Below are 24,768 nucleotides of genomic sequence, written 5' to 3' on the forward strand. Positions count from 1 at the left end.
GCTGCGCGTCGCAGATCATCTCTTGAAGCTCACGGCGAATTGGTGCGTGGTGCCGTCTGAGAGCTCCAGGACGAACGCGCCCGTCTTCTGTGCCCACGCTTTCTGCGTCTTCCACACGAACGTGTAGCGGTCGGTCGCCGGGTCGTACGTGAGTCCGCTTGCGCCGGGGGTCGCGGCATCCAACATCTCCCCCGCCGGATTCAGCACGGTGCCCGCGACGACGAAGCGCGCCGACGTCACCACGCCGAGACCCTGATCACCGGTCAACGAGAACCTGACGGGAATGGACTGGCCCGCCTTGGCGACGTTGGGTTCGGTCATCGATACCGGGTCGAAGAACCCTGCGAAGTCGAACGTGTCGCGGTAGCCGAGCGCGAACGGCGAGAAGCTCGTCGTCACTCCGCAGACACGGCCGGGCACGGCGCTGGTCGTGATGTCGACCCAGCGGAAGGCCGCACCCGGCTCGGGAGCGTGGTGCCACAGCCGCGGCGGGGTGCCGGGGATGTTCTCGGTGTCGTACTGAATGCACACCTCGACGGCGCCGCCGTCGAACGACCCCGAGTAGTCCAGGTGGTAGTACAGCGGCGGGTCCCCGGCCAGCGAGAACTGATCCACCAGCGGGCCGGTCGTCGAGGTCGCCGCGGTGAACATGCCGGTCGTCCCTGCCGGGAAGGAGAAGTCGACAGTCGTCGAGCCGAGCACCAACGACGCCTCGGTCTCCGTCGCCTCAACTTCGTCCGACGCGCTGCTCACCGCCTGCGTGATCGTGAACGACCGGTACGTGCCCGCCGGCCAGTAGTTCTCGGCGAGCGTCCCCGCGAAGAGCCGATAGGCGGTGCCGAACTCGGCGGTCGCCGGCACGGTGAAGGTGGCGGCCAGCTCGCCCGAGGCATCCGTCATCGTCGTCCCCACCGAGAACGCGGTCTCGGGCAGGATGCCGCCCAGCAGCGTCATGTAGAAGTAGTCGACGCCCGGCGCGAGCCAAAGCTCGAGCTCGCGGTTCGCGGGCAGCCCCGACGCCGTCACGCTCGCCGTCACGCCCGGCGAGAGCTGCACCTCGTCCGGTGCGCCCGGGCCGACGACCGACAGCTCCTGCCCCACCGGGACCGTGCCCTCCGGTGTCGTCGGGCCGTCGAAGTGCACAGGCACGAAGTCGCCGGGCACGCGCGGCGCGCGGGCGATCTCGGTCGCTGCGGTGTCGGGGTCCACGGCCGGGTCCTCCGCCAACTCGTAGACCACGACGGTGCGACCGCCGTAGCGCGGGACGCCCTCGAACAGACCGGCGAAGCCGGAGTAGACGAACGCTCCGGTATCGGCGATCGATTGGCCGGGCTCCAGTCGGACACCGAACGCACCTGCCGTCGAGCCCCAGTAGTCGCCGTACGTCTCGCCCCGCCACAGCGGCTCGATCACCCCCTCGACGTCGACGTCGACCCCGAAGTCGATGTAGCGCACTTCGTCGGTGTGGTTCACCACGTTGATGCGCTGAAGCGGCAGATCGTTCAGCAGCGCGACATCACCGAAGTCCGGCGTCGCCATCACCCCCGTCTCGAACGACACGGTGAAGTCGCCGTCGGCGGTGACGACCGGGAAGCCCGGCATCATCGTCCAGTCCACCGGCGGCGGATCCTCGGCGAATGCCGGAGCGACGCCCACGCCGCCCGCAATCATGACCAGCACAGCGGACGCACCCCACAGCGCCCGCGCCCTCTTCCCCATCATGCGAACCCCGATTCGTCCCGCGCGGCGAGACGTTCGCCGACGGTCCCACGACCGCCGTTGTCGCAGATGCTCCTCGCCGCCACCGGGCGTGTCAAGACCACGGCGGCGCGACCCGGCTTTCAGCCGTCCAGCACCTCGAGCCGCACCGTCACCGGGCCGCCCTCGGCCAGCCCCTCGGCGTCGCGCACCGCCTTCTTCAGCGGCAGCACGTACGAACCCGTCCCGGAGTCGGGGAAGATCGACGTCGCCCACTCCGTGCCGCCCACACGCGCTCGCACCCGGACGGACCCGAAGCCGCGAGACGGCCGCGGGATCTCGCGGATGTCGGCGCTCAGCTCTGGCGGCACCGACGTGAAGTACCACGACGCGTCGTCCCGGGCGTCCCAGCGCCACACCTCGCCGTCGAACTCGATGATCACGATCACGAGGCTACCCAGCGGCGCCGACGTGGGCACGAGCGTACGATGCCGCCATGGCCGACGTCCTGGCGGGCGGAGTCCGCATCGCGTACCAGCGGCGGGGGCATGGCTCACCGCTCGTGCTATTTCACGGAGCCTTCGAGGACTCCCGCGTGTGGACCGACACGCTCCAGCGGCTCAGCCCGCACGCCGACGTGATCGCGTGGGACGCTCCGGGGTGCGGCGGCTCCGGCGACGTGCCCGAAGGCTGGACCGACCATGACTGGGCCGACGCGGCCGCCGCCTTCCTGCGTGAACTCGGCGTTGTCAAACCGTGTGTCGCCGGGTTCTCGCTGGGGTCGATGCTCGCCCTCCTCCTCGCCCGCGATCATCCTGACGCGATCGGCAGCCTTGTCCTCGTGGGCGCGTACGCCGGGTGGGGCGGCTCACTCACCCCCGACGCCCTCGCCGAGCGGCTCCAAGCGGCACGATTCACGATGGAGCACCCGGTCGCCGAGTGGGCCGACGGCTTCCTCGACACCGTGTTCGCCGGCGATGCCGATCCCGGCCGCCGCGCACAGGCCCGAGCGCTGCTCGACGACTGGCGGCCGTCGACCACCGCTGCCCTCCTCGACGTGGCGTCGATGGATCTGCGCGCCGCGCTGCCCGCGATCCGGACGCCGACCGTCGTCGTCCGCGGGGCCGACGACGTGCGCAGTTCGCGGGAAGCAGCACTCGACGTCGTGCGCCGACTGCCACGCGCGCGATTCACCGAGATCCCCCGTCTCGGCCACGACTGCACCGGACCTGAACTCGATGCGGTGATGCTCGACGCCCTCGCGACGACCGCGCACTGACGACGCCCGAGCGGCACGTCCGTCAGAGGTGCTCGCCCGGCGCACCGCCGTGCCGGTCGACGAGCCGCTGCAGGCAGTTCGACCACCCCTCGACGTGCTGCGCCCGCTCGTCGGCGGTCGCGAAACCGGAGTGCCGCACGATGACGCGGGTCGCGGCATCCGCCGCCTCTTCCAGCGCGATCTCGACGTCGGTGGTGTGCTCCTCCCCCGCCCACCGCCACGCCAGCCGCAGCCGATGCGGGGCTTCGAAGGCCAGCACGGTCGCCTCCACGGCGAGGTCGGCCACCTCGGAGCGCACCTGCCACGGCCCGAGCTCGCGTACTTCGACGACCGCTGTCGTCTCGAACCGCGGCGGCCAGATCCAGCCGACGAGCAGGTCGGCGAGCGTGAATTCCGCCCAGACCACGTCGACGGATGCCGCAACCAGCGCCTCTTCGGTGAGCTCATGCATCCCCACACCGTACGCCTGCGCGGCGACACGCGAGTGGCCGTCGCGGACGTCGGCGGGTCGGTCTACGCTCCCGCCATGGGTGCACTCCGCTTCGTGCCGGCGAACGAGGCGTCGTGGGACGACCTGCAGGCGATCCTCACCGGCGCCGCCGGCCGCTGCCAGTGCCAGCGCCAGCGCCTCGGCGACCGCGACTGGTGGTACCTGCCCCAGGGCGAGCGCGCCGCCATCCTCGAGGCCGAGACCCACTGCGGCGATCCGCGCGCGACCGAGACGATCGGCATCGTCGCGTACGACGACGACGAGCCCGTCGCATGGGCTGCGGTCGACCGGCGCGGCGTCTACGGGCGCGTGCGGGGATCGCCCGTGCCCTGGCAGGGGCGCACCGAAGATCCGGACGACGACACCGTGTGGGCGATCCCCTGCACGGTGGTGCGCAAGGGCCACCGCGGCCAGGGGCTCACCTACCCGCTCGTCGCCGCAGCGGCCGAGCACGCGCGGGCCCGCGGCGCGGCGGCCGTCGAGGGCTATCCCCTGCTCACGGAGGGCAAGAAGGTCATCTGGGACGAGATGAGCGTCGGCGCCGTGGGACCGTTCCTCGCGGCGGGGTTCCGCGAGGTCACCCATCCCACCAAGCGTCGGCTGGTCATGCGCCTCGACTTCTGAGCACCGCGACGGCGAGGGCGGTGATCACCACGGCGGTAGATCACCGCAGCGGAGGGACCACCACGACGGTGATCACCACAGCGGGTGGATCGCCTCGCGGAGGTCGCGGTCGTACACGTCGTGGACGACCCGGTCGAACGCGGCGACGTCGAAGCCTCCGTCGAGGAGCGCCCCGGCGGCGGCGTTCGCCTCGGCCTGACGGACGTTGCGGGCACCGGGGATGACGCTCGTCACGCCGCGCTGTGCGGCGATCCACGCGAGCGTCGCGGCCGGAAGTGACACGCCCTCCGGCAGCGCGGCGGCGAGCTCGTCGGCCGCCCTGATGCCCGTCTCGAACTCGACGCCCGAGAAGGTCTCCCCGCGGTCGAACGCCTCGCCGTGCCGGTTGTACGTGCGATGGTCGTCGGCGGCGAAGGTCGTCTGGGCGGTGTACCTGCCCGACAGCAGACCGGACGCGAGCGGCACGCGGGCGAAGATCGCGACGCCGGCGGCCTCGGCCGCCGGCAGCACCTCGTCCAGGGGCTTGAGCCGGAACGGGTTGAAGATGATCTGCACGTTCGTCACGTTCGGGCGGGCGATCGCCGCCAGCGCCTGCGCGGTCGTCTCGACCGACACCCCGTACGCCGCGATCGCCCCGTCGGCGACGAGCTCGTCGAGGGCGTCGTACGTCGCGTCGTCCTCGATCACCGCGGTGGGCGGGCAGTGCAGCTGCACCAGGTCGAGCGTGTCGACCCCGAGGTTGCGGCGCGACCGCTCGGTCCACGCCCGGAAGTTCTCGGGCGTGTAGTTCTCGGGCTCCTGCGCCATGCGCCGGCCCATCTTGGTCGCCACGGTGATGCCGTGGCCGGAACGCCCGGCCAGGAAGCGCCCGATGAGCGACTCGCTCCGCCCGTCGCCGTACACGTCGGCGGTGTCGAAGAGGGTCACGCCCTGATCGGCGGATGCCGCGAGCACGGCCGTCGCGTCCTCCTCGCTGACATCCCCCCAGTCGGCTCCGAGCTGCCAGGTGCCGAGGCCGATCGCCGAGATCGAGCGTCCGGTACGGCCGAGTGCGCGCTGCTGCATGGGGATCCTCCGCGATCGAGAGATGAGCGGCTTCCAGCATCCCACCTCCTGATGCCCGCGGGCCGGGACACCGGCAGGTCATCAGCGCTGCACCCTGCAGACGCAATCGCAGACGGCGCACCGCCCTGACGGCTAGGTTGGCCCTGCGACCGAAGGGAGGGACGTCGTGATGATCGAGCGTGCCGAGCCGCTGAAGCGCGCGGTCTCGTACACGGCGCGTCTGGCGCAGCAGCCGCGCTTGCTGCTGGCGGTGAAGACGTCGCTCGCGGCGGTGTTCGCGTGGTATCTCGCGCCGCTGATCCCGTTCGCCGACGACCAGTACTCGTACTACGCCCCGCTCGGGGCGCTCGTCACGATGCACCCGACGATCGCCCGCTCGGCGACCGTGGGCGTGCAGGTGCTGCTCGGCCTCGCAGTCGGCATCGGCCTCGGCCTCTGCGGCGTCGCGGGGCTGCGCCTGGGGCTGCCGGGCGGGCTCGTGCTCAGCGTGGTGATCGGCGTGGGCGTGCTGCTGGGAGGTCTGCGGCTGCTCGGGGCGGGTGGCGACTGGGCCGCCCTGGCCGCGCTGTTCGTGCTGCTGACCGGCGGCGCCGACCCCGAGACGTTCTCGATCTCGTACCTGGGCACCGTGGCGTTCGGCGTGATCGTCGGCATCGCCGTCAACCTCATCGTCGTGCCGCCGCTGTACCTGCGGCAGGCGGGAGAACGGCTGACGGCCCTCCGCGAGACCGTCACGGATCTGCTGGAGGATGCCGCCGCCGCGGTGGCCGAGGACCGCATCGAGCCGGACCGCTTCACCGCCGCTCTCGCGGCGCTCGACGAGACGCGCACCGCGGTCACGGCGGATGTCGACGAGGCGGACGAGAGCGCCCGCGCCAATCCCCGGCGTCGTCGGCACGGTGACGAACGGGAGGAGAACGCGAAGCGCATGGCGGCACTCGAGCGCTCGGCGTTCCTCACCCGCGACCTCGTCGACCTGCTCGTCGAGCTGCAGGCCGGCGACGACGCGGCGATCACCGACGCGGTGCGCCCAGAACTCGCGCGAGCCATCCGCGCCGCCGCGGACCTCGTCGCCACACCGATCGGCGACGAGCGCGCACCCGCGAGGTTCCGTGCCGCCAGTGACGCGCTCACGGAGTATCAGCAGGCGCTCGGCACGCCGCATCCCTCCCGGCGCGCCGGCATCGCGACCGGCGCGGCGGTGGAGCTGTGCCTGCGGCGCATCATCGACGTCTCCCGCCCGTTCGTCTGACGACCCGCGGGGCAGCCGGCGGCCACGGCGGTCGAGGGCGCCGCGGGTTCAGGGGTTGACGCTCACCGGCGTCCCGAGCGGGAGCTCGGCGAGCCGGGCGATGGCGTCCGCGTCGACCCGGAGGCATCCGTTCGAGATGTCGCCTGACCGGTCGTCGTGGTAGTGGAACGCCGAGACGGCGACGTCGGCTCCCCCGAAGCCGTCCAGTGTCGGCGACTGCGACGCCCAGTACACGATCGGATGGCCGCGCGTGTAGCCGTACTCGGGCACGACCGCGGTCGTCATGATGAACGTGCGCCCGAGCGGCGTGGGCGTGTCGGGCGTCCCCGAGGCGAAGTCGGTCGCGATCCGCTCGACGACGCCGCCGCGCACGATGTCGATGGTGCGGGCCGACAGGCTCACGACGACCGAGGCGTCGGTCGGCGCCAGTTCGACGTCGGCCGTGCGCAGCCACCCCGTCACCTGCGCCGGGTTGCCCCGCGACGGCACGGCCTGGCGACCCGTCAGCAGCACCTTCACCCAGTGCTCCTGCTTCTGCACGACCGGCACCGTCGTGCCGTCGTGCAGATACTCGCGCGGCAGGTACGCCACCGGCTCGCCGGCGGGGTCGGCCCACACCGGGGCACCGGTTCCGCGGGCCACCGCCTGCTCGGGCAGCACGACACCGAACGGATCGTCGTCGACCGGCAGGGCCGGGATGACCGCGAAGACGTTGACCTCGGGCAGCATCCCCGCCTCGTAGGCGGTCGTGTTCGCCGGGTATTGCGCCGCCGTCTCGACCGGGGCGGGCGACGCCGTGACCGGGGAGGCCACGGGAACGGGGACGGATGCCTCGGGCGCGGCCGGTCGCGCCAGCCACACGCCGACCCCCATCAGCAGCGCCATGGTCGCGGCGAGCCCGACGAGGAACCAGACGACGGCCGGGACGCGGGACCGCGAAGACTCGCTACGCTCCCGCGCGGGCGGGGTCGTCTCGACGTCGGCCATCTCCCCATCGTCCGTGGCCGGGCCCAATGCTGCAAGCCGCGGGCACAAGGCTCGGCGGATGCCCGCGGTGCGACCCTCGCTAGCCTGGCTCGATGGCAGCACACCGCGAGCAGAGCGGCACGGACGACCTCGAACCGGTCCGGACGCTCGGCATCATCGGCGCCGGCCGCGTCGGGAAGGTGCTCGCGCGGCTCGCCCGTGAGGCCGGGTACCGCGTGCTGGTCGCGGGCTCGGCCGACCCGGCCCGAATCGCCGCGACGGTCGCGGCCGTGGCTCCGGGCGCGACGGCGGCCGAGGCATCCGTCGTCGCCCGCGAGTCCGATGCCATCGTGCTGGCGCTGCCGCTGCCCCGCTACCGCGAGCTTCCCGTCGACGCATTGCGCGGCAAGGTCGTCATCGACGCGATGAACTACTGGTGGGAGGTCGACGGGCTGCGCTCCGACCTTGCCGACCTGCGCACCACCACGAGCGAGACGGTGCAGCGGTTCCTCCCGCAGTCACGGATCGTCAAGGCCTTCAACCACATGGGCTACCGCGACCTCGACGAGGAGGCGCGGCCCCCGGGCGCGCCCGGGCGCAAAGCGATCGCCGTCGCCGGTGACGACGACGAAGCCGTCCGCGCGGTGATGCGGCTCGTCGACGCGCTGGGGTTCGACCCCGTGCTGGCCGGGGCGCTGCGCGAGGGCATCAAGCTCGAGCCGGGCGCCGAGGCGTTCGGTGCCGACGTCGACGCGACCGAACTGCAGGCGATGCTCGACCGATTCGCCACCTCGCAGCGCGGACTCATCGTTGCCCGGGCGCGCCGCGATGCGGGAACGGATGCCGCGCCCTGACCGGTACGGTCACGCGAGCACCCCGGCGGCGCGCGCCGCGTCGGCATAGGCCCGCGCCAGCGAGGCGACGGTGTCGTGCGCGTTGAGCCCGCTCGGATTGGGGACGACCCACAGTTCCGCGCCACCGAGACTCTCCGCCTGCCGCCCGGCGAGCGCGCGCGGGCGACCGAAGCCCTGACGATACGCCGTCAAACCCAGCACCGCGGCGACACGAGCGCCCCAGCCGAGGAGGTCCCGTTCCAGGCGTGCCGCGCCCTCCCGCAGCTCGGCCCGTGTGAGCTCGTCCGCGCGCGCGGTGGCGCGGTGCACGAGATTCGAGATCCCGATCCCCGCGTCCAGGAACATGCGGCGGTCGGCCTCGGGCATCCCGTCGTCGGTGATGCGCGGCATCCGCGGAATGATCCCGGCCTGGACGAGCGCCGGGTAGAACCGATTGCCGGGATACGCGAAGTGCACCCCGGTCGCAGCGGTCCACAGGCCGGGGTTGATGCCCACGAAGACGAGACGCGGGTGCTGCGGCATCAGGTCCTCGACGCTGCGCCCGCGGAAGGACTCCAGCTCTGCGCGCGTGAAACCCATGCCCTCAGTCTGGGGCAGCCGACCCGAGGACCGGCTGCGCCAGATCGGTCAGACGCCCGTGCGGCGCGGCTCGAGGGAGAAGTCGTACGACACCGATCCGTCGGCGCGCAGATCCTGGTGGTGGTGGAATTCGAGCCCTCGTTCGTCGAAGGCGGCGAACCACTCGTCCCAGCTGACCGGCCGCAGATCTTCGAGCTCCTGACCGAAGTCGAAGTCGAGGCGCAGGTCGCCGACCGCTCCACCGTCGCCCGCACCGCCGATAGTCGCCGGCGTCGCGTGACGGTCCTCTGCCCACCGGCGGATCACGTCGTGGTCGGTGGTCGCGCTCATCGTCGCGTTGCGCGACGCGTCGTACTCGCCCTCGTTCACAGCGTCGATGCTGCGTTCGGCGTCACGCATGCCGGGGTCGACGGCGCCCATGTCGTCTGCGTTGCTGTTCATGACAGACCTCCTCTGCATCGGCTCCAGCCTGGCCGGGGAGGGATCGGGGCGGGGAGGGGCTTGTCAGCGCGCCGCCGGCACGCTAACCGGCGAGGGCCCGGATCACGGCGTTCTCCGCCGTCGTCCTCGCCACGTCGCCCCCCTCGCTCGCAAGGGTGCCGAAGGTCTGGGGATCCCATTCCAGCTCGAGCGCGGCGTTGACGGCGACGAGGACCTCCACGAACCGCGCGACCCCCGCCAGCGGCAGCATGCCGCTCAGCAGTCGTGCACCGCGCATCGCGCGCTGGGACGTGCCGATGAGTTTCACCGCACCACGCGCGTTGATGCTGAACTCGCCCGGGCAGTACTCCCCCGGCACGTCGCCGACACGCGCGTCGACGCCGAGACCTCGCAGGGCCGCGGCGAGCGCCTCGCCGATGTCGCGGAAGAAGCGCGCCTGATCGATGGCGCCGTCCTGCTCTCGGCTGATCACGTCGAAGACGATGCACGTCTCGTCGTAGGCGACCGCGCGCCCGCCGGTCGGCCGGACCACCGGCGTGAATCCGCGCTCGAGAGCCGCGCGGCGTGCGGTCTCGAAGCCGGGCAGCCGGCTCTCCCGGCGGCTGAGCGCGACCGTGGGCACCGGCGTGTACACGCGGACCACGCGGGGCTCGGCGATCGTTCCCGTCGCCACACCCCGCAGCAGCTCGACGGACCGCTCGAGGTCGGTCGCAGCATCCGCCCGCTCCTCCTGCCGGATGATCAGCGCCGGTCCGGGCGACGACGACGGGTCGGGCGGCGGCATGCGCCCACCCTCTCACGAGACGGCTGCGTCCGCCCTCGGCCTACCGCGCAGTCAGCTTGTCCAGTGCGACGGCGGCCCGTCGCTGCGACGCAACGGCCGGTACTCCCGCCACGTCGACGTGAAGTGATACCCGCCATACAGGACGCCCCCGGCGACCACTCCGATCCCCACGACGACGCCGACCGTGACGGCGGCGGCCGTCGGCAGGCCGAGCACCGCCGAGAGTCCCCCGACGAACATGCCGCTCACGGACGCCGTGACCAGGATGCTGAGGATCATGGAGGATCCGAGCAGCTGCTCCGGCCCCGCTCTGCGGCGCAGGAAGGAGTAGGTGACCGACATGCCGAGCTGGTCGTCGCCCGTCGCGGCGAGGAAGTTGCCCGCCGCCACCGGGTCGATCTCGCGGTAGGCCCCGCGGATGCGGTTCATCGCGACGACGTACATCATGTCCTCCTCAGCGACCAGGAGCACCCGGATGAGGGTGAGCAGACCCACCATCGTGAGGAAGCCGAGGATGCTGAGGGAGGCCGTCGGGAACCACGACCGGAATCCCGTCGCCTGACCCAGCAGACCGATCGTCACGAGACCGGCCGAGACGAGCGTCAGGTAGATGCTGATCCGGGTGAGCACCTCGCTCTGCGCGGTGCTGCGTGCCGCGAGCAGTCCCCAGTGCTCGGTCGCGAGGATCTGCAGCCGCCGCGAGAGCACGGCGTCGCTCTCGGCTTCGTCCCCGTCGGCCCCCGTCGCCATGGTTCATCGTCCCACCGGAGTCAGCCGTCAGGAAAGTCCCGGGTGCGCGACGCGGTAGCGTCGGAACGCGCACCGTCGCGCGGAGGGTGAGGTCGACATGGAGCACGTCGAGACGATCGTGGTGGGCGCGGGCGTCGCGGGGCTCACCGCCGCCCGTCTGCTGGTCGAGGCCGGTCGCGACGTCGTGGTGCTCGAGGCGCGCGACCGTGTGGGCGGCCGCATCTCGACCGACCGCCGCTACGAGCTCACCACCGATGTGGGCGCGTCGTGGATCCACGGCATCACCGACTCCCCCGTCGCCGCGGCCGCCGAAGCCTTCGGCATGCCGATGGTCGAGTTCACCGTCGGCGGGTATCAGGCCGACAGCCGTCCGATCGCCTACTACGGTCCGGATGGAGCGCGGTTGACGGATGCCGCCACCCGGGCGTACATCGCCGACATCCACGCCGTCGACGCAGCGCTCGTCGACGTGATCGCGGCATCCGCTCCCGACGCGTCGTACCGGGACGTCACCGAGGAGGCGCTCGCGGGGCAGGGCTGGGATGCCGAGCGCACCCAGCGCGTCCGCGAGTATCTGGAGCACCGGTCGGAGGAGCAGTACGGCGCGTGGATCGAGGAGCTCGCCGCCCACGGCCTGGACGACGACCTCATCGAGGGCGACGAGGTGGTCTTCCCCGACGGCTACGACCGGCTGCCGCGGCGACTCGCGGAGGGCCTCGACATCCGGCTCATCCACGTCGTGTCGCGCGTGCAATGGACGGCCGAGGGCGTCGTCGTGACGACCGACCACGGGGTGTTCGCGGCGGACAGCGCGATCGTCACGGTCCCGGTCGGCGTGCTGCAGGCCGGCGATGTCCAGATCGAGCCCGCCCTCCCCGAGCCTGTCGCCGGAGCCCTCGGGCGGCTGCGGATGAACGCGTTCGAGAAGGTGTTCCTGCGCTTCCGGTCGAAGTTCTGGGACGACGGCGTCTACGCCATCCGGCAGCAGGGCCCGGAAGGGCGGTGGTGGCACTCCTGGTACGACCTCACCCCGCTGCACGGCACGCCGACGCTCCTCACCTTCGCCGCCGGTCCCGCGGCGATCGAGACGCGGGACTGGAGCGAGGACGAGATCGTCGACTCCGTCCTCACGCAGCTGCGGCGCCTCTACGGCGAGCGGGTGGAGAAGCCGACCTCGGTGCACGTGACCGACTGGCAGGATGACCCGTGGTCGCACGGCTCGTACGCCTACATGACGGTGGGCTCGACGACGTCAGACCACGACGACCTGGCAACGCCTATCGGCGGGGTGATGCACCTCGCCGGCGAAGCCACCTGGACCGACGACCCGGCGACCGTCACCGCCGCGATGCTCTCGGGGCACCGGGCGGCGGAACGGGTGCTCGGCCAGGCCGTGCCGATCGAGAGCCTGTGGGCGGACTGACGCCCGGGGCTTCCCAGCCGCTCTTACGTGCGCGCGATGAGCAGGTAGGCGAGGTAGCAGACGTAGGCCGCGACGAAGAAACCGCCCTCGACGCGCGTGACGCGCCGGCCGGTGAGGAAGACCGGGATGCACACGAGCGCGACGAGCGTCATGATCGGCAGGTCCACGAAGACCAAGTCCGGGTCGAGCGGCAGCGGCTGGTCGGCGAACAGCAGCGAGGCGCCGAGGATCGCGGTGAGGTTGTAGGTGCTCGACCCGATCAGGTTGCCGATCGCGATATCGCGGTCGCCGCGGATGGTCGAGACGATCGTGGTCGCCAGCTCGGGCGCCGAGGTGCCGACCGCGACGATCGTGAGCGCGATGATGGCGTCCGACACGCCGAGCGCTTCGGCGAGTTCGACAGCGCCGTCGACGAGCCACGAGGCGCCGAGGACGATGACCGCGATGCCGACCAGCAGCAGTCCAGCCTGTCCGAGGGTCGCGAGGGGTCCGCGGCGGGTCGACGGATACTCCTCGGCGAACTCTCGCTGCACCGAGACGCTCTCGCGGCGGGTCGCCCGGACGAGCGCGACCGTGTAGATGACGGCGAGCATCAGCAGAGCCACACCGTCGACGCGCGAGAGGGAGCCGGTGTCGGAGGCAGCGCCGGTGAGGGTGAGGATCAGCAGGAGAATGGATGCCGCGGCCATCGCGGGAAGGTCGAGGCGGAGGGTCTGCATGCCGAAGGCGATGGGCCGAAGGAGTGCGGAGAGCCCCAGGATCAGCAGCAGATTGACGATGTTCGTGCCGACGATGTTGCCGACGGCGAGCGAACCGACCCCGCGCATCACCGCATCGATCCCGACCGCAAGCTCGGGCGCGCTCGTGCCGAGCGAGACGATCGTGAGGCCGACCACGATGGGCGGCACACCCAGTCGCCGGGCCAGCCTGGCGCCGTAGCGCACCACCAGCTCGGCACCGATGATCAGCGCGACGAGGCCGACCAGGACTCCCAGCCACGCCGCCATACGGTGACTCTAGCGAGCCGCCCAGCGCGGCCGGCCGCGCTCTCCGCCGGCGGCCGGCGCCGAGCTGAGACGCCGTGGTGCGGCGGCTCCTCGGCCGGACGGCGCCGACAACTCTCCCTCGCAGCGCCCTGGCCTCGGCCCTCTGTGACACGACAGAGCCCTGGTGAGATCGAACCGTCTCACCAGGGCTTCTCTGTCGGGATGACAGGATTTGAACCTGCGACCCCTTGACCCCCAGTCAAGTGCGCTACCAAGCTGCGCCACATCCCGATGCCCCCGCTCGCGCGCGGACAACTCCCCCATCCTACCCGGTCGGCGAGGGCGCCGCGAACCGAGGCGAGCCCGGGCGTGGCATCCGCTGCTTGCCCGTGTCGGTGGGCCGCACTAGCGTCGCGGAATGGCGAACATCACCGTCCAGCCGGCCACCGCCGACCGCTTCGACGACGCCCAGCACGCACTCACCGGCGGCGGCGACGGGCGCAGCTGCCAATGCCAGTGGTGGATGATCACGAACGCCGAGTTCCAGCGCAAGCCGCCAGACGAGCGCAAGGCGATGCTGCGCGACGAGATGGCGGCAGGACCGCCGCCCGCCCTCATCGTCTACGTCGACGACGAGGCCGCGGGCTGGGTGCGGGTCGGACCCCGCACCCGCCAGGTGCGGCTCGGACGCACGCGTGCCTTCACGGAACATTCGACCGAGCCATGGGACGACGAGACGGTGTGGGCGGTGAGCTGCTTCGTCGTCCGCAAGGAGTTCCGCAGGCAGGGTCTGAACGCTCGCCTGCTCGACGCGGCCGTCGAGTACGCCCGCTCGGGCGGCGCCCGCGTGATCGAGGCCTATCCGCTCGATCCCGACGCCGGCACGAAGATCCCCGTCAACGACCTCTACCACGGCGTCCTGTCGACCTTCCTCGAGGCCGGGTTCACCGAGGTGGCGCGGCCCAAGCCGCATCTGGCGATCGTCGCGCTCGACCTCGCGGCACGGCCCCGATCTGCGGTGGTCCCGTGAGCACAGCCGGCGACTCGGTCCGCGTCGACGCGTGGCTGTGGGCGGTGCGCGTCTACAAGACCCGGTCCGCCGCGACGACGGCATGCCGCGCCGGGCATGTCCGGGTCAACGGCGAGCGCGCGAAGGCGGCACAGCCCGTGCGGCCGGGCGACGAGCTCCGCGTGCGGGTGAGCGGCTTCGACCGCATCCTGATCGTGAAGCAGCCGATCTCCAAGCGGGTCGGCGCTGCCCCCGCGGCCGAGGCCATGGACGACCGCACGCCGCCACGCGACCCCACCCCCGTCATCGCGCAGCGGGATCGCGGCGCGGGGCGCCCGACCAAGCGCGAGCGTCGGGAGATCGATCGCCTGCGGGGGCGAGAGTGACCTGTTCCAGCGCATCCGTAACGGTGATCGCCGGCACGCGGTGCCCCACCTCGCTCCGCGTTGCCGCGCGGCGCTGCGCGACGCACAGCACCAGCATGATGGCGCACGACACGACGTAGAACGTGTGCAGCGCCCAGATCGGACCGACCGGCAGCGTGAACACGTAGAGCGAGTAGACCGCATTGGCCGCATTGATCATCCCGAGGCTCACGAGGCTGTACGACGAGACGTCGCGGGTGCGCAGCGCCTTGGTGAGCATGGGCAGGTTGCTGATCGCGAAGACGACGGTCGCCACCGTGCCTGCGATCAGCGGGATGTCCATATCGCCACGGTAGGTGCAGGGCGCCGCGCACCGCGTCGGGCGAAGAGCCCATCTTGGGCGGGCGCCGCGAATGGGTCATTGTGTGTAGGCCCGGCTGCCCGGCGGGCGATTGGTCAGACCAGCCCGTTCTCGTACGCGTACGCGGTCGCCGCAGCCCGGCTCGAGATGCCGAGCTTGCCGAAGATGTTGGCCACGTGCCGGGCGACCGTCTTCTCGCTCAGCGACAGCCTCGCGCCGATCCCGCGGTTCGTGAGACCCGTCGACACGAGCCGCAGCACCTCGAGCTCGCGCGGGGTGAGGGCGCCGACGCGCCGATCGCCCGTCAGCGCGGCGAGGTCGGCGAGGGCGGGCTCCGCGCCGAGGTCGAGGAACACCGCGCGCGCGGCCTCGACGTCCGCCCTCGCGTCCTCGGCGTGGCCCAGCGAGCGGAGGGCGAGCCCCGCCAGCACCCGGCTGCGGGCGGCCTCGTACCGCGCCCCCACCGCATCCCACGCGTGCGCGGCGGCTCGCGCCGCCTCGAGCGCGTCCGCCGCGCGTCCCTCCGCGAGCAGCACCCTTGCGTCCGCCGTGGCGACGGCGGCGTCGCGCATCGGGCTGGCCGTGTCGAGGCTCGCGCCGCGAAACTCCTCCAGCGCGCGACGTGCGGCCACGGGATCGCCCGCCGCGACCTCGATCTCGATGAGCGCGGGCAGCAGGAACCGACGGGTGACCGGGTCGGCGCCGGCCGCGCTCCGGCGGATCTCCTCCTGCGCCCGCGCCGTGCGCCCCAGCGCGAGGTGGAGGAGCGAGAGGCCGGGCTGCGCCTCCCACCCGGACTCGGCCGCGCGGCGGTACGACTCCTCGGCGGAGTGGAACGCTCCGCGCAGCCGTGCGAGCTCTCCCAGCTGGTAGGGCGCGCCCCAGATCGCCCGGTAGTCCCCCGCCCGGAAGCGCGAGAGGGCGAGATCGACGGCCGTCGACGCCTCGGCCCACGCGCCCCGGACGAGCAGGAGCGCCGCCTCCAGCGCGTGGCACTGCCCGCTGAAGGCGATCAGCTGCGGCTGCTCGCCGCACCACCGCTTGAGCACGGCCGTCCACGCGTCCGCACGCTCCAGGTCGAAGGCCAGCAGGGCGTCCGAGATCGAGGCGCAGGCGATCACGCCGCTCGGCAGGGGCGGGACGTCGCCGGCCGCGACGGCGGCCATCGCCTGGTCGAGGCAGGCGAAGCCGTCGGCCGGAGACCCGTCCTCGATCAGCGATTTGCCGAGGCCGAGTCTCGTGATCGCGGCGACCTCGCGATCGCCCTCCCGCTCGGCGACGTCGAGGATCTCCTCGAACGAATGGATCGCCTCGGCGGCGTTCCCGCTGCCGAGCTGCCCGACGGCCGGCGCCAGCCGGACGAAGCCCGCCAGCGCGCCGGGCTCGGCCATCGCGTGCACGATCCGCATCGCCCGGGCGGCCCACAGCACGCTGTTGGTGAAGTCGCCCTGCTCGATGAAGTTCAGCGCCAGCCAGCCCGCCGAGCGCGCCGCGCCCGCGGTGTCCTGCACGCCGAGGTGCGCCGAGTAGGCCCGCGACAGCGCGTCGAGGGAGGCGCGCGGCTCACCGCGGAGCAGGGCGGCCGTCGCGAGGACCTCCAGATCGGATGCCGCGAGCCCGGCGCGCGCATCGACGCGGGCGAGCAGCTCGAGCGCGTCCGCCCAGCGCCGGTCCGCCGCGGCCGTTCGGCCGGCGTCCAGGTCGCTGGAGATGATCATGTCGCTCCCCCGTCGGTCCCGTGCCGGCCTCGGGTCGGCGCCGGCTCCCCTCGGATCCTGCGCGAAACGTACCGCCGCCGAGACGGCCCCACAAGGCGCGCCGCGTCGGCAGGCCCTCCGCCCGGCAGGGCCAGTGAACCCACGGCCCCGTCAGGTGTCGAGCAGCTCCAGCACCCAGCGGGCGCCGCGGACGGCGGCTCCGGCATCCGTCACCCGCTCCGCCAGGCCGCGATCGCTCGTGACGACGGTCACCGTGCGCCCCGCGGCGACGGCGCGCTCGGCGGCGGCGAGGATCGCGTCGTCGCCGGATGCCTCGGCTCGGACGACCTCGACACCCGCAGCGCCGGCGGCACTGCGAGCCTGACCCTCGACGACGGCCGTCCACTCCGGATACCAGGTGTGCTCGGGGAGGTCGAGGGCGGATGCCGCGACGCCCCGCGCCGCCAGCTCGGCGAGACGCGCGAGCAAGCGACCGGCGGCGCCGGATCGGTCGCGCCACCACCCGTCGGGCACCGACCCCATGACGTTCGCGATGTCGACGACCACCGCTGGGCGCACGTCGAGCAGCTGCCGCAGCCGTCCCCAGGAGTCGGCGAACCCGGGGTGCAGCGGGTACCGGGTGACCTCGTCGACCGGGACCCACGCGAGCTCGCGGCTCTCGGGGTCGCTGATGACGGGCTCGAAGGGCACGACGACATCCCCGACGACCGTCGTATAGGTCCAGTAGCCGAGATCGAGCACGCTCAGCACGCGCGGCCGCACCGCGGCATCCGGCACGCCCGCCTCCTCGGCCGACTCGCGCAGGGCGCCGTCGCAGGCGGTCTCGCCCTCGTGCCGCGCCCCGCCGGGCAGCGCCCAGGTGTCGCCGAAGTGGCTCCACGAGACGCGATGCTGCAGCAGCACGCCGCGTCCGGGATCGACGGCGAGGAGCCCGGCGGCCCCGAACCGGCCCCAGTACCGCTCCCCCGTCGGCGCGACCACCCAGGCGTCACCGGCGTCGCGAGGCCCGTGCGGACGCCGCGGCTCACCGGGGGCGGGCGGCTCGATCGTCACCCTGCCAGCCTGTCACACCACCGGGCCACAGGGTCTCGGGCGGCCCGCCCGCCGTCACGCCACAGCTCGCCACAATGGACCCCGTGGACTACGACCTCGACGACGACCCCGCCCGGATCCAGCGCGACGTGGTGTGGGGCTTCCTGTCGACCCGGGCGTACTGGGGGCGCTGGCGCACACGGGAACAGCTCGAGACGCAGATCGACGGCGCCTGGCGGGTCGTGGGCGCCTACCGGCGCGACACCGGGGAGCAGGTCGCATTCGCCCGCGCGGTGTCCGACGGCATCGGATTCGCCTATCTCGCCGACGTCTTCGTGCTCGACGATCACCGCGGGCAGAGCCTCGGCAAGCGCCTGCTGCGCCTCATGATCGACGACGGACCCGGTGCCGACATGCGCTGGACGCTGTTCACCGGCGACGCCCACGGCCTCTACCGTCAGTTCGGGTTCCACGAGCCGGACGTGACCGCGATGGTGCGCCCGGCCCGCCAGGGCACCTGAGTCCGGTCAGCGCTGGCGGCGCTCCCGCACGCGCATGTTGATCACGATCGGCGAGCCCTCGAAGCCGTACAGCTCGCGCAGGCGCCGCTGGATGAAGCGGCGGTAGCCCGGGTCGAGGAAGCCGGTCGTGAACAGCACGAAGGTCGGCGGGCGCGTCGACGCCTGCGTGCCGAACAGGATGCGGGGCTGCTTCCCGCCGCGCACCGGGTGCGGGTGCTCGGCGATGAGCTCGGTGAGGAAGGCGTTGAACTTGCCGGTGGGGATGCGCTGATCCCACGACTCCAGCGCCGTCTCCAGGGCCGGCACCAGCTTGTCGAGGTGGCGTCCGGTGCGGGCGGAGATGTTGACGCGCGGCGCCCAGGCGACGTGCGCGAGGTCCTGCTCGATCTCGCGCTCGAGATAGCGACGGCGGTCCTGCCCGTCCATGTCGTCGTCGTTGAGGCGGTCCCACTTGTTGTAGGCGATCACCAGCGCCCGCCCCGACTCCAGCACGAGATCGATGATGTTGAGGTCCTGCACGCTGATGGGCTGCGTCACGTCGATGACGACGATGGCGACCTCGGCCTTCTCGAGCGCGGCGGAGGTCCGCAGCGAGGCGTAGAAGTCGGCGCCCTGCTGCAGGTGAACGCGGCGACGGATGCCGGCGGTGTCGACGAAGCGCCAGAGCCGGCCGCCGAGCTCGACGATCTCGTCGACCGGGTCGCGCGTCGTGCCGGCGAGCTCGTTCACGACGACGCGCTCCTCGCCGGCCGCCTTGTTGAGCAGCGACGACTTGCCGACGTTCGGGCGCCCGAGGATCGCGACCCGGCGCGGGCCCCCGATCTCGGCCTTCGCGACCGCCGAGACGTCCGGCATCACCTTGACGACCTCGTCGAGGAGGTCTGCGACGCCGCGGCCGTGGATGGCCGACACCGGGTGCGGTTCTCCGAGGCCGAGGTTCCACAGCGCGGCGGCCTCGGGCTCCTGGCGGGCGTCGTCCACCTTGTTGGCGACGAGGAAGACCGGCTTGTTCGCCTTCCGCAGCAGACGCACGACGTGCTCGTCGGTCGACGTGGCGCCGACCATCGCGTCCACGACGAAGAGCACGACGTCCGAGAGGTCGATGGCGACCTCCGCCTGCGCGGCGACGGAGCGGTCGATGCCCCGGGCGTCCGGCTCCCACCCGCCGGTGTCGACCAGCGTGAAGCGGCGGTCCATCCACTCGGCCTTGTAGGTCACCCGGTCCCGCGTGACGCCCGGCGTGTCCTCGACGACGGCTTCTCGGCGGCCGAGGATGCGGTTCACGAGCGCCGACTTGCCCACATTCGGGCGGCCGACGATCGCGACCACGGGCAGGGCCGGCATGAACTCGACGCCGCCCTCGCCGCCGACGAGCCCCTGGAGCAGCTCGGCGTCCTCGGCGTCGAGGTCGTAGTCCTCCAGGCCTGCCCGGAGCGCGGCGGCACGCTGCTCGGCGAGGTCGTCGTCGAGCCCTGCGAGGTTCTCGGCGAGGTGGTCATCGCCGGCCTCGAACTCGTCGAAATCGTCGGTGGTGTCAGCGGCCATCTCAGGCTCCCGTCCGGGTGTGAGTCGTGGTGCCGTGCGGCGACGCCGACGGCGCCTCTCCGGCGGCGGGGTCGACCGCGCGGATGACGGCCAGCACGGCGTCCACGGTCTGTTCGAAGTCGAGGTCGCTCGAGTCGACGACGTCGACGCCCGGCGCGGCGGTGAGGAAGTCGACGACGGCCGAGTCCTTCGCGTCGCGCCGGTGCAGCGCGGCGGCGACCGCCGCCGGGTCGTGGCTCGTGAGCTCGGCGCTGCGACGTGCGGCGCGCACCTCGGGCGAAGCGGTGAGGAGGATGCGCACCGGGGCGTCCGGCGCGACGACGGTCGTGATGTCCCGTCCCTCGACCACGACGCCGGGGCGGCCCGACCGCGCGACGAGGGAGCGGAACAGCGCGTTCACCGATTCGCGCACCGCGGGCACGCGGGCGACCCCGCTCACCGCCTCGGTCACCCGGGGCTCGCGGATCGCCTCGGTCACATCGGCCTCGCCCACCCGGACCCAGTACTCGTCGGGGTCCAGCGAGATCGCGTAGTCGAAGTCGCCGCTCGCGTCGAGGACGGATGCCGCGTCCGAGGTGTCGAACCCGCGCTCGAGCGCATGCCAGGCCAGCGCGCGGTACGCCGCGCCGGTGTCGAGGTAGCCGAAGCCGAGCCGGCGCGCGACCTGCTTCGAAACACTGGACTTGCCGCTGCCGGCCGGGCCGTCGATCGCGACGACGGTGGGCGCCGGCGCGCCGGCGGGCGGGCGGGTCAGGGAGTCAGTCATTGGTGGTGCTCGCAATCTTCCAGCCGCGCGACTCGAGTCCGTCGACGGCCCGGCGCACGGCGCTGGGGACGACGCTGATCTCGGCGAGGCCGAACTGGGCGCCCGGAGAGTGCTCCAGGCGGAGGTCTTCGACGTTGACGTCGAGGTCGCCGAGCTCGCCGAAGAGCCGTCCCAGCTGCCCGGGGGTGTCGTCGACCATCACCACGACCTGCTCGAAGCGGCGGTTCTGCCCGTGCTTGCCGGGGAGCCGCTCGACGCCGTCGTTGCCGCGCCGGATGGTGTCGGCGACCGCGCGCCGCGCACCGGGCGCATCGGGTCGGCGGAGGGCATCCGCGACCGCGCCGAGGTCGGTCGCGAGCTGATCGAGCACGTCGACGACGGGCTCGGCGTTGGCGCCGAGGATCTGCACCCACAGCTCGGGAGCGGATGCCGCGATCCGCGTCGTGTCGCGGACGCCCTGACCGGCAAGGCGCAGCGAGCCGTCCGGCGCGTCGACGAAGCGTCCCGCCAGCAGGCTGGCCACGAGCTGCGGCACATGCGAGACGAGCGCGACGGCGCGGTCGTGGTCTTCGGGGCTCATCTCGATAGGCGTCGCGCCGAGATCGAGCGCCAGCCCCTCGACCAGCGCCAGGTCGGACGACGAGGTCTCCTCGTCGCGGCAGACGACCCACGGCCTCCCCACGAAGATGTCGGCGCGGGCCGAGATCGCTCCCCCGCGCTCGCGCCCGGCGAGCGGGTGCGAGCCGATGTAGTGCGTGAGGTCCACGCCCCGCTCGCGCAGCGTGCGCAGCGGCTCGAGCTTGACGCTGGCGACATCCGTCACGACGGCGTGCGGAAAGCGCGCGAGCTCGCGCTGGACGACGTCGGCGGTCACGTCGGGCGGCACCGCCACGACGACGAGCGACGGCTCGTCATGCCCCTCGGCCGCCCGGCCGGCGCCGTAGTCGATCGCCAGACGAAGCTGCGACGGCGACGTGTCGTCGAGGACGACGTCGACGCCGCGCGCACGCAGCGCGTGTCCGATGCTGGCTCCGAGCAGGCCGGCGCCGACGATGCGCACCGTTCCCTGCACGCGCGGCGCAAGGACGGCGTGTGTCACTTAGTCCTCCTGAGGGGCAGCACGGCGCGCGAGAGTCAGCAGAGCGCCGCGCTCCACTTTAGTCAACTCGCGGGTGCGCCCGGCTGGCAGGGTTCCCAGGTGCAGCGGCCCGAACTGCCTGCGGACGAGTTCGATGACCGGATGCCCCACCTCGGCCATCATCCGCCGCACGATGCGGTTGCGTCCCGAGTGGAGGGTGAGCTCGACGAGCGAGCCGCCGCCTTCGGCCGACGCCGACAGCAGCCGCGCCTTGTCGGCGGCGATGGATCCGTCCTCGAGGTCGACGCCGCGCAGCAGCCGCTGGATCGTCTGCGGCGTCACCTTGCCCTCGACCTTGGCGATGTAGACCTTGGTCACTCCGAACGACGGGTGGGCCAGCACGTGCGCGAGCTCGCCGTCGTTGGTGAGCACGAGAAGGCCGCTGGTGTCGGCATCCAACCGCCCCACGTTGTACAGCCGCTCGGACCACTCCTTCGTGAAGCGACGCAGATCGGGGCGCCCGCGGTCGTCCTTCATCGAGCTGACGACGCCCGTCGGCTTGTTGAGCATGACATAGCGCTTGGACTGGTCCAGCTGCACCGCCGTGCCGTCGACGTCGACGAGGTCGCTCTCGGGGTCGATGCGCGAGCCGAGCTCATTGACCACCTGGCCGTTGACGCGCACCCGGCCCTCGACGATGAGCTGCTCGGCCACGCGGCGCGAGGCGACGCCCGCGTTCGCGAGCACCTTCTGCAGCCGGACCTTCCCTTCCTCCGATCCGCCGGTCATCGGCGCACTCCCTCCTCCATGGCGTCGCCGACGTCGTCCGCGCCGTCCAGCAGCGGCGAGATGTGCGGCAGCTCGTCCAGCGAGTTGATGCCCAGGTGAACCAGCAGGGCATCGGTCGTGCCGTAGTTGATCGCGCCGGTCTCGGCGTCGGCGAAGAGCTCGGTGATCAGCCCGCGGGCCAGCAGCGTGCGGACTACCGAGTCGACGTTCACGGCGCGGATGGAGGCGACCTGGCTCCGGGTCACCGGCTGCTTGTAGGCGATCACGGCGAGGGTCTCGAGCGCCGCCTGCGATAGCCGCGACGGCGCCTGGCCGCCGACGAAATCGCTCACCAGCTGGTCGAGCTCCTCGCGGACGTAGAGCCGCCACCCGCCGCCGACCTCGCGCAGCTCGAAGCCCCGCACGGGCCCGCCGCTGCGGCCGTCGTAGTCGTCGACGAGCGCCTCGATCGCCTGGCGGACGGCGGGCACCGGCGCGCCGACGGCGGCAGCGAGGCTCACCAGGCTCTGCGGCTCCTCGACGATCAGGAGGATCGCCTCCAGCCGCCGCGCCACGTCCGCAGTGTTCACCACCGGTGCGTCCGGGGTTGCGGTGCTCCCACCTCCGGTTGCTGAGCCTGTCGAAGCATCATCGGTCATAGTCGGCTCCCAGTGTGGCGAGGTTCTCATCGCTCCAGCGCTGCGCACTCCAGCGGAGCGTCAGTTCGCCGAGCGGTTCCAGCTGTTCGAAAGAGAGGGCGGCGTGGCGGTAGAGCTCCAGCACGGAGAGGAACCGGGCCACCACGATCCCGGGCTGCGAGACGCCCGCGATGAGCTCCCGGAAGCTGAGGGAGCCGGCCCCCCGCAGCAGCGTCACCACGATCGCGGCCTGCTCGCGGATGCTGACGAGCGGCGCATGCAGGTGGTCGAGGCCGACGCGCGGGATCTCCTTCGGCGTCATGGCGAGCATCGCGAGCGCGGCGAAGTCGTCGGGGCTCAGCGACCACACCAGCTCGGGAACCGCCTGCCGGTACTTCTCGTCGAGTCGCACGGACCGCGCATGGCGCACGCTCTCCCGGCGCAGGCACCGCTCGAACCAGGCCGAGACCTCCTTGAAGGCGCGGTACTGCAGCAGGCGGGCGAAGAGCAGGTCGCGCGCCTCCAGCAGCGCGACCGACTCGGCGTCCACCAGCTCGCCCTGGGGCAGGAGCCCGGCCACCTTCATGTCGAGAAGGGTCGCGGCCACCACGAGGAACTCCGACGCCTCTTCGAGCTCCTCCTCGGGCCCGAGCTCGCGCAGATAGGCGATGAAGTCGTTCGTCACGAGCGACAGCGACACCTCGGTGATGTCCAGCTCGTGCTTGGAGATGAGGCTCAGCAGCAGATCGAACGGCCCGTCGAAGTTCGACAGCGCGACGCGGAACCCGTCAGCGCCGGTCGCGGCACCGTCTCCCGCGGTCGCTGAGCCTGCCGAAGCGTCAGGCGACGGCACCACGGGCGACCAGCTCCCGCGCCAGTCGCAGGTAGGCCTGCGCCGCAGCGTGCTCGGGCGCGAACTGGGTGATCGGCATGCCCGAGACCGAGGCATCCGGGAACTTGACGGTACGGCCGATGACGGTCTCGAGCACGTCGTCGCCGAAAGCGTCCACTACGCGCTCGAGCACTTCGCGGGAGTGGAGGGTCCGCGCGTCGTACATAGTGGCCAGCACGCCGTCGAGGCGGATGGTGGGATTCAGGCGGTCCCGCACCTTGTCGATCGTCTCGATGAGCATCGCGACGCCGCGCAGCGCGAAGAACTCGCACTCGAGCGGGATGATCACGCCGTGACTGGCGGTCAGCGCGTTCACCGTCAGGAGGCCGAGCGAAGGCTGGCAGTCGACGAGGATCGCGTCGTAGTCGCCGGAGACCTTCCGCAGCACGCGCGACAGCGTCTGCTCGCGCGCCACCTCGTTGACCAGGTGCACCTCCGCCGCCGACAGGTCGATGTTGGCGGGGACGACGTCGAGGTTCTCGACCCGCGTGTGCACGATGACGTCCTGCGGGTCGCGCTTGCCGTCCAGCAGCAGGTCGTAGATGGTCGGGATCTCATGGGTCTGGATGCCGAGACCCGCCGACAGCGCGCCCTGCGGGTCGAAGTCCACGGCGAGCACCTTGCGGCCGTAGCCGGCCAGCGCAGCCGCGAGGTTGATCGTCGTCGTGGTCTTGCCGACGCCGCCCTTCTGGTTGCACAGCGCGATGATGCGGGCGGGGCCGTGCCCGTCCAGCTTGGGCGGCGTGGGAAAGCCCTGGTACGGACGACCGGTCGGCCCGATGGGGACCTCGGATCTCGAGGCCTTCCCCGATCTGGTCTTCGCCGTGCTGTCAGCCACCGTGCTCCCGCTTCCTCGTGCTCGCTCGATCCTAGTCGGGACCCGG

General features: G+C 72.2%; 28 protein-coding genes and 1 tRNA gene. 8 read left to right on the forward strand and 21 right to left on the reverse strand.

The features are described 5' to 3' along the window. Positions 1–15 precede the first annotated feature (15 nt). On the reverse strand, positions 16–1,722 hold the full coding sequence (locus IR212_RS09455; protein ID WP_194395694.1) for a PxKF domain-containing protein: 1,707 nt from the start codon (positions 1,720–1,722) through the stop codon (positions 16–18). Positions 1,723–1,841: 119 nt separating this feature from the next. Then, positions 1,842–2,141, reverse strand: a complete 300-nt coding sequence (locus IR212_RS09460) for a DUF1905 domain-containing protein (protein WP_194395695.1) — start codon at positions 2,139–2,141, stop codon at positions 1,842–1,844. A 53-nt stretch (positions 2,142–2,194) separates the two neighbouring features. On the opposite strand from IR212_RS09460, the gene IR212_RS09465 reads away from it, so the two are divergent. Then, positions 2,195–2,977, forward strand: a complete 783-nt coding sequence (locus tag IR212_RS09465; protein WP_194395696.1) for an alpha/beta fold hydrolase — start codon at positions 2,195–2,197, stop codon at positions 2,975–2,977. Positions 2,978–2,999: 22 nt separating this feature from the next. Here IR212_RS09465 and IR212_RS09470 read toward each other — a convergent pair whose 3' ends face one another. Beyond that, a complete protein-coding gene (locus tag IR212_RS09470) occupies positions 3,000–3,428 on the reverse strand; it encodes an SRPBCC family protein (RefSeq protein WP_194395697.1) in 429 nt (142 codons plus the stop codon). A gap of 75 nt (positions 3,429–3,503) precedes the next feature. Here IR212_RS09470 and IR212_RS09475 point away from each other — a divergent pair, with 75 nt between their 5' ends. Beyond that, positions 3,504–4,091 (forward strand): GNAT family N-acetyltransferase, encoded by a 588-nt coding sequence (locus tag IR212_RS09475; protein WP_194395698.1) that lies wholly within the window; start codon positions 3,504–3,506, stop codon positions 4,089–4,091. A gap of 72 nt (positions 4,092–4,163) precedes the next feature. Here the strand turns inward: IR212_RS09475 and IR212_RS09480 are convergent, their stop codons facing one another. Next, the gene (locus IR212_RS09480; protein WP_194395699.1) at positions 4,164–5,156 is read right to left on the reverse strand and encodes an aldo/keto reductase; all 993 of its coding nucleotides are present in this window, start codon (positions 5,154–5,156) and stop codon (positions 4,164–4,166) included. Between the two features lie 169 nt (positions 5,157–5,325). Here IR212_RS09480 and IR212_RS09485 point away from each other — a divergent pair, with 169 nt between their 5' ends. After that, positions 5,326–6,408 (forward strand): aromatic acid exporter family protein, encoded by a 1,083-nt coding sequence (locus IR212_RS09485; RefSeq protein WP_194398618.1) that lies wholly within the window; start codon positions 5,326–5,328, stop codon positions 6,406–6,408. Between the two features lie 48 nt (positions 6,409–6,456). Here IR212_RS09485 and IR212_RS09490 read toward each other — a convergent pair whose 3' ends face one another. Continuing rightward, the gene (locus tag IR212_RS09490; RefSeq protein WP_194395700.1) at positions 6,457–7,395 is read right to left on the reverse strand and encodes a L,D-transpeptidase; all 939 of its coding nucleotides are present in this window, start codon (positions 7,393–7,395) and stop codon (positions 6,457–6,459) included. Between the two features lie 92 nt (positions 7,396–7,487). Between IR212_RS09490 and IR212_RS09495 the strand changes: the two genes are divergently transcribed. Beyond that, positions 7,488–8,228: an NADPH-dependent F420 reductase gene (locus IR212_RS09495; protein ID WP_194395701.1), complete on the forward strand. Its 741-nt coding sequence runs from the start codon at positions 7,488–7,490 to the stop codon at positions 8,226–8,228. 9 nt (positions 8,229–8,237) lie between these two features. Here IR212_RS09495 and IR212_RS09500 read toward each other — a convergent pair whose 3' ends face one another. The 4 genes from IR212_RS09500 to IR212_RS09515 all read right to left on the reverse strand — a co-directional run bounded on the left by IR212_RS09500 (position 8,238) and on the right by IR212_RS09515 (position 10,782). Continuing rightward, entirely contained in the window at positions 8,238–8,807 is a 570-nt protein-coding gene (locus tag IR212_RS09500) for a mismatch-specific DNA-glycosylase (RefSeq protein ID WP_194395702.1), read from the reverse strand. A 48-nt stretch (positions 8,808–8,855) separates the two neighbouring features. Further along, on the reverse strand, positions 8,856–9,248 hold the full coding sequence (locus IR212_RS09505) for a hypothetical protein (protein WP_228479251.1): 393 nt from the start codon (positions 9,246–9,248) through the stop codon (positions 8,856–8,858). A gap of 82 nt (positions 9,249–9,330) precedes the next feature. Further along, positions 9,331–10,032, reverse strand: a complete 702-nt coding sequence (locus IR212_RS09510; protein ID WP_194395703.1) for a lipoate--protein ligase family protein — start codon at positions 10,030–10,032, stop codon at positions 9,331–9,333. A 51-nt stretch (positions 10,033–10,083) separates the two neighbouring features. Further along, a complete protein-coding gene (locus IR212_RS09515) occupies positions 10,084–10,782 on the reverse strand; it encodes a hypothetical protein (protein ID WP_194395704.1) in 699 nt (232 codons plus the stop codon). A 97-nt stretch (positions 10,783–10,879) separates the two neighbouring features. Here IR212_RS09515 and IR212_RS09520 point away from each other — a divergent pair, with 97 nt between their 5' ends. After that, on the forward strand, positions 10,880–12,205 hold the full coding sequence (locus IR212_RS09520; RefSeq protein WP_194395705.1) for a flavin monoamine oxidase family protein: 1,326 nt from the start codon (positions 10,880–10,882) through the stop codon (positions 12,203–12,205). A gap of 23 nt (positions 12,206–12,228) precedes the next feature. On the opposite strand, the gene IR212_RS09525 is transcribed toward IR212_RS09520, so the two are convergent. Further along, positions 12,229–13,212, reverse strand: a complete 984-nt coding sequence (locus IR212_RS09525) for a calcium/sodium antiporter (RefSeq protein WP_194395706.1) — start codon at positions 13,210–13,212, stop codon at positions 12,229–12,231. A gap of 196 nt (positions 13,213–13,408) precedes the next feature. Further along, a tRNA-Pro gene (locus IR212_RS09530) sits at positions 13,409–13,482 on the reverse strand. A gap of 127 nt (positions 13,483–13,609) precedes the next feature. On the opposite strand from IR212_RS09530, the gene IR212_RS09535 reads away from it, so the two are divergent. Continuing rightward, positions 13,610–14,221 carry a GNAT family N-acetyltransferase gene (locus IR212_RS09535; RefSeq protein ID WP_194395707.1) on the forward strand — a complete coding sequence of 204 codons (612 nt, stop codon included), beginning with the start codon at positions 13,610–13,612 and terminating at the stop codon, positions 14,219–14,221. Further along, the gene (locus tag IR212_RS09540; protein ID WP_194395708.1) at positions 14,218–14,586 is read left to right on the forward strand and encodes an RNA-binding S4 domain-containing protein; all 369 of its coding nucleotides are present in this window, start codon (positions 14,218–14,220) and stop codon (positions 14,584–14,586) included. The genes IR212_RS09535 and IR212_RS09540 overlap by 4 nt, the downstream gene beginning before the upstream one ends. On the opposite strand, the gene IR212_RS09545 is transcribed toward IR212_RS09540, so the two are convergent. The 3 genes from IR212_RS09545 to IR212_RS09555 form a co-directional block, all read right to left on the reverse strand. Next, positions 14,504–14,908: a hypothetical protein gene (locus tag IR212_RS09545; RefSeq protein ID WP_194395709.1), complete on the reverse strand. Its 405-nt coding sequence runs from the start codon at positions 14,906–14,908 to the stop codon at positions 14,504–14,506. The genes IR212_RS09540 and IR212_RS09545 overlap by 83 nt on opposite strands. Positions 14,909–15,021: 113 nt before the next feature. Further along, a complete protein-coding gene (locus IR212_RS09550) occupies positions 15,022–16,644 on the reverse strand; it encodes a helix-turn-helix transcriptional regulator (protein WP_194395710.1) in 1,623 nt (540 codons plus the stop codon). Between the two features lie 150 nt (positions 16,645–16,794). Next, the gene (locus IR212_RS09555; RefSeq protein ID WP_194395711.1) at positions 16,795–17,697 is read right to left on the reverse strand and encodes an NUDIX domain-containing protein; all 903 of its coding nucleotides are present in this window, start codon (positions 17,695–17,697) and stop codon (positions 16,795–16,797) included. A gap of 74 nt (positions 17,698–17,771) precedes the next feature. Here IR212_RS09555 and IR212_RS09560 point away from each other — a divergent pair, with 74 nt between their 5' ends. Continuing rightward, positions 17,772–18,197 carry a GNAT family N-acetyltransferase gene (locus tag IR212_RS09560; protein WP_194395712.1) on the forward strand — a complete coding sequence of 142 codons (426 nt, stop codon included), beginning with the start codon at positions 17,772–17,774 and terminating at the stop codon, positions 18,195–18,197. A gap of 6 nt (positions 18,198–18,203) precedes the next feature. Here the strand turns inward: IR212_RS09560 and der are convergent, their stop codons facing one another. From der to IR212_RS09595, 7 genes are read right to left on the reverse strand one after another with little or no spacing between them, the layout of a single operon-like run. Next, positions 18,204–19,742, reverse strand: a complete 1,539-nt coding sequence (gene der, locus IR212_RS09565; RefSeq protein WP_194395713.1) for a ribosome biogenesis GTPase Der — start codon at positions 19,740–19,742, stop codon at positions 18,204–18,206. 1 nt (position 19,743) lies between these two features. Then, positions 19,744–20,508: a (d)CMP kinase gene (gene cmk / locus IR212_RS09570; protein ID WP_194395714.1), complete on the reverse strand. Its 765-nt coding sequence runs from the start codon at positions 20,506–20,508 to the stop codon at positions 19,744–19,746. Further along, positions 20,501–21,607: a prephenate dehydrogenase gene (locus tag IR212_RS09575; protein ID WP_194395715.1), complete on the reverse strand. Its 1,107-nt coding sequence runs from the start codon at positions 21,605–21,607 to the stop codon at positions 20,501–20,503. The genes cmk and IR212_RS09575 overlap by 8 nt, the downstream gene beginning before the upstream one ends. After that, positions 21,608–22,375: a pseudouridine synthase gene (locus tag IR212_RS09580; RefSeq protein WP_194395716.1), complete on the reverse strand. Its 768-nt coding sequence runs from the start codon at positions 22,373–22,375 to the stop codon at positions 21,608–21,610. It abuts the gene before it with no gap. Further along, entirely contained in the window at positions 22,372–23,013 is a 642-nt protein-coding gene (scpB, locus tag IR212_RS09585; RefSeq protein ID WP_228479252.1) for an SMC-Scp complex subunit ScpB, read from the reverse strand. Before scpB ends, IR212_RS09580 begins: the two co-directional genes overlap by 4 nt. After that, complete coding sequence (locus IR212_RS09590; protein ID WP_194395718.1) at positions 23,003–23,848, reverse strand: segregation and condensation protein A; 846 nt, start codon at positions 23,846–23,848, stop codon at positions 23,003–23,005. Before IR212_RS09590 ends, scpB begins: the two co-directional genes overlap by 11 nt. After that, a complete protein-coding gene (locus IR212_RS09595) occupies positions 23,832–24,722 on the reverse strand; it encodes a ParA family protein (RefSeq protein WP_194395719.1) in 891 nt (296 codons plus the stop codon). Before IR212_RS09595 ends, IR212_RS09590 begins: the two co-directional genes overlap by 17 nt. Positions 24,723–24,768: the final 46 nt, after the last annotated feature.

Origin of the sequence: Microbacterium atlanticum, from assembly GCF_015277815.1 — a bacterium.
Taxonomy (GTDB): Bacteria; Actinomycetota; Actinomycetes; order Actinomycetales; family Microbacteriaceae; genus Microbacterium; species Microbacterium atlanticum.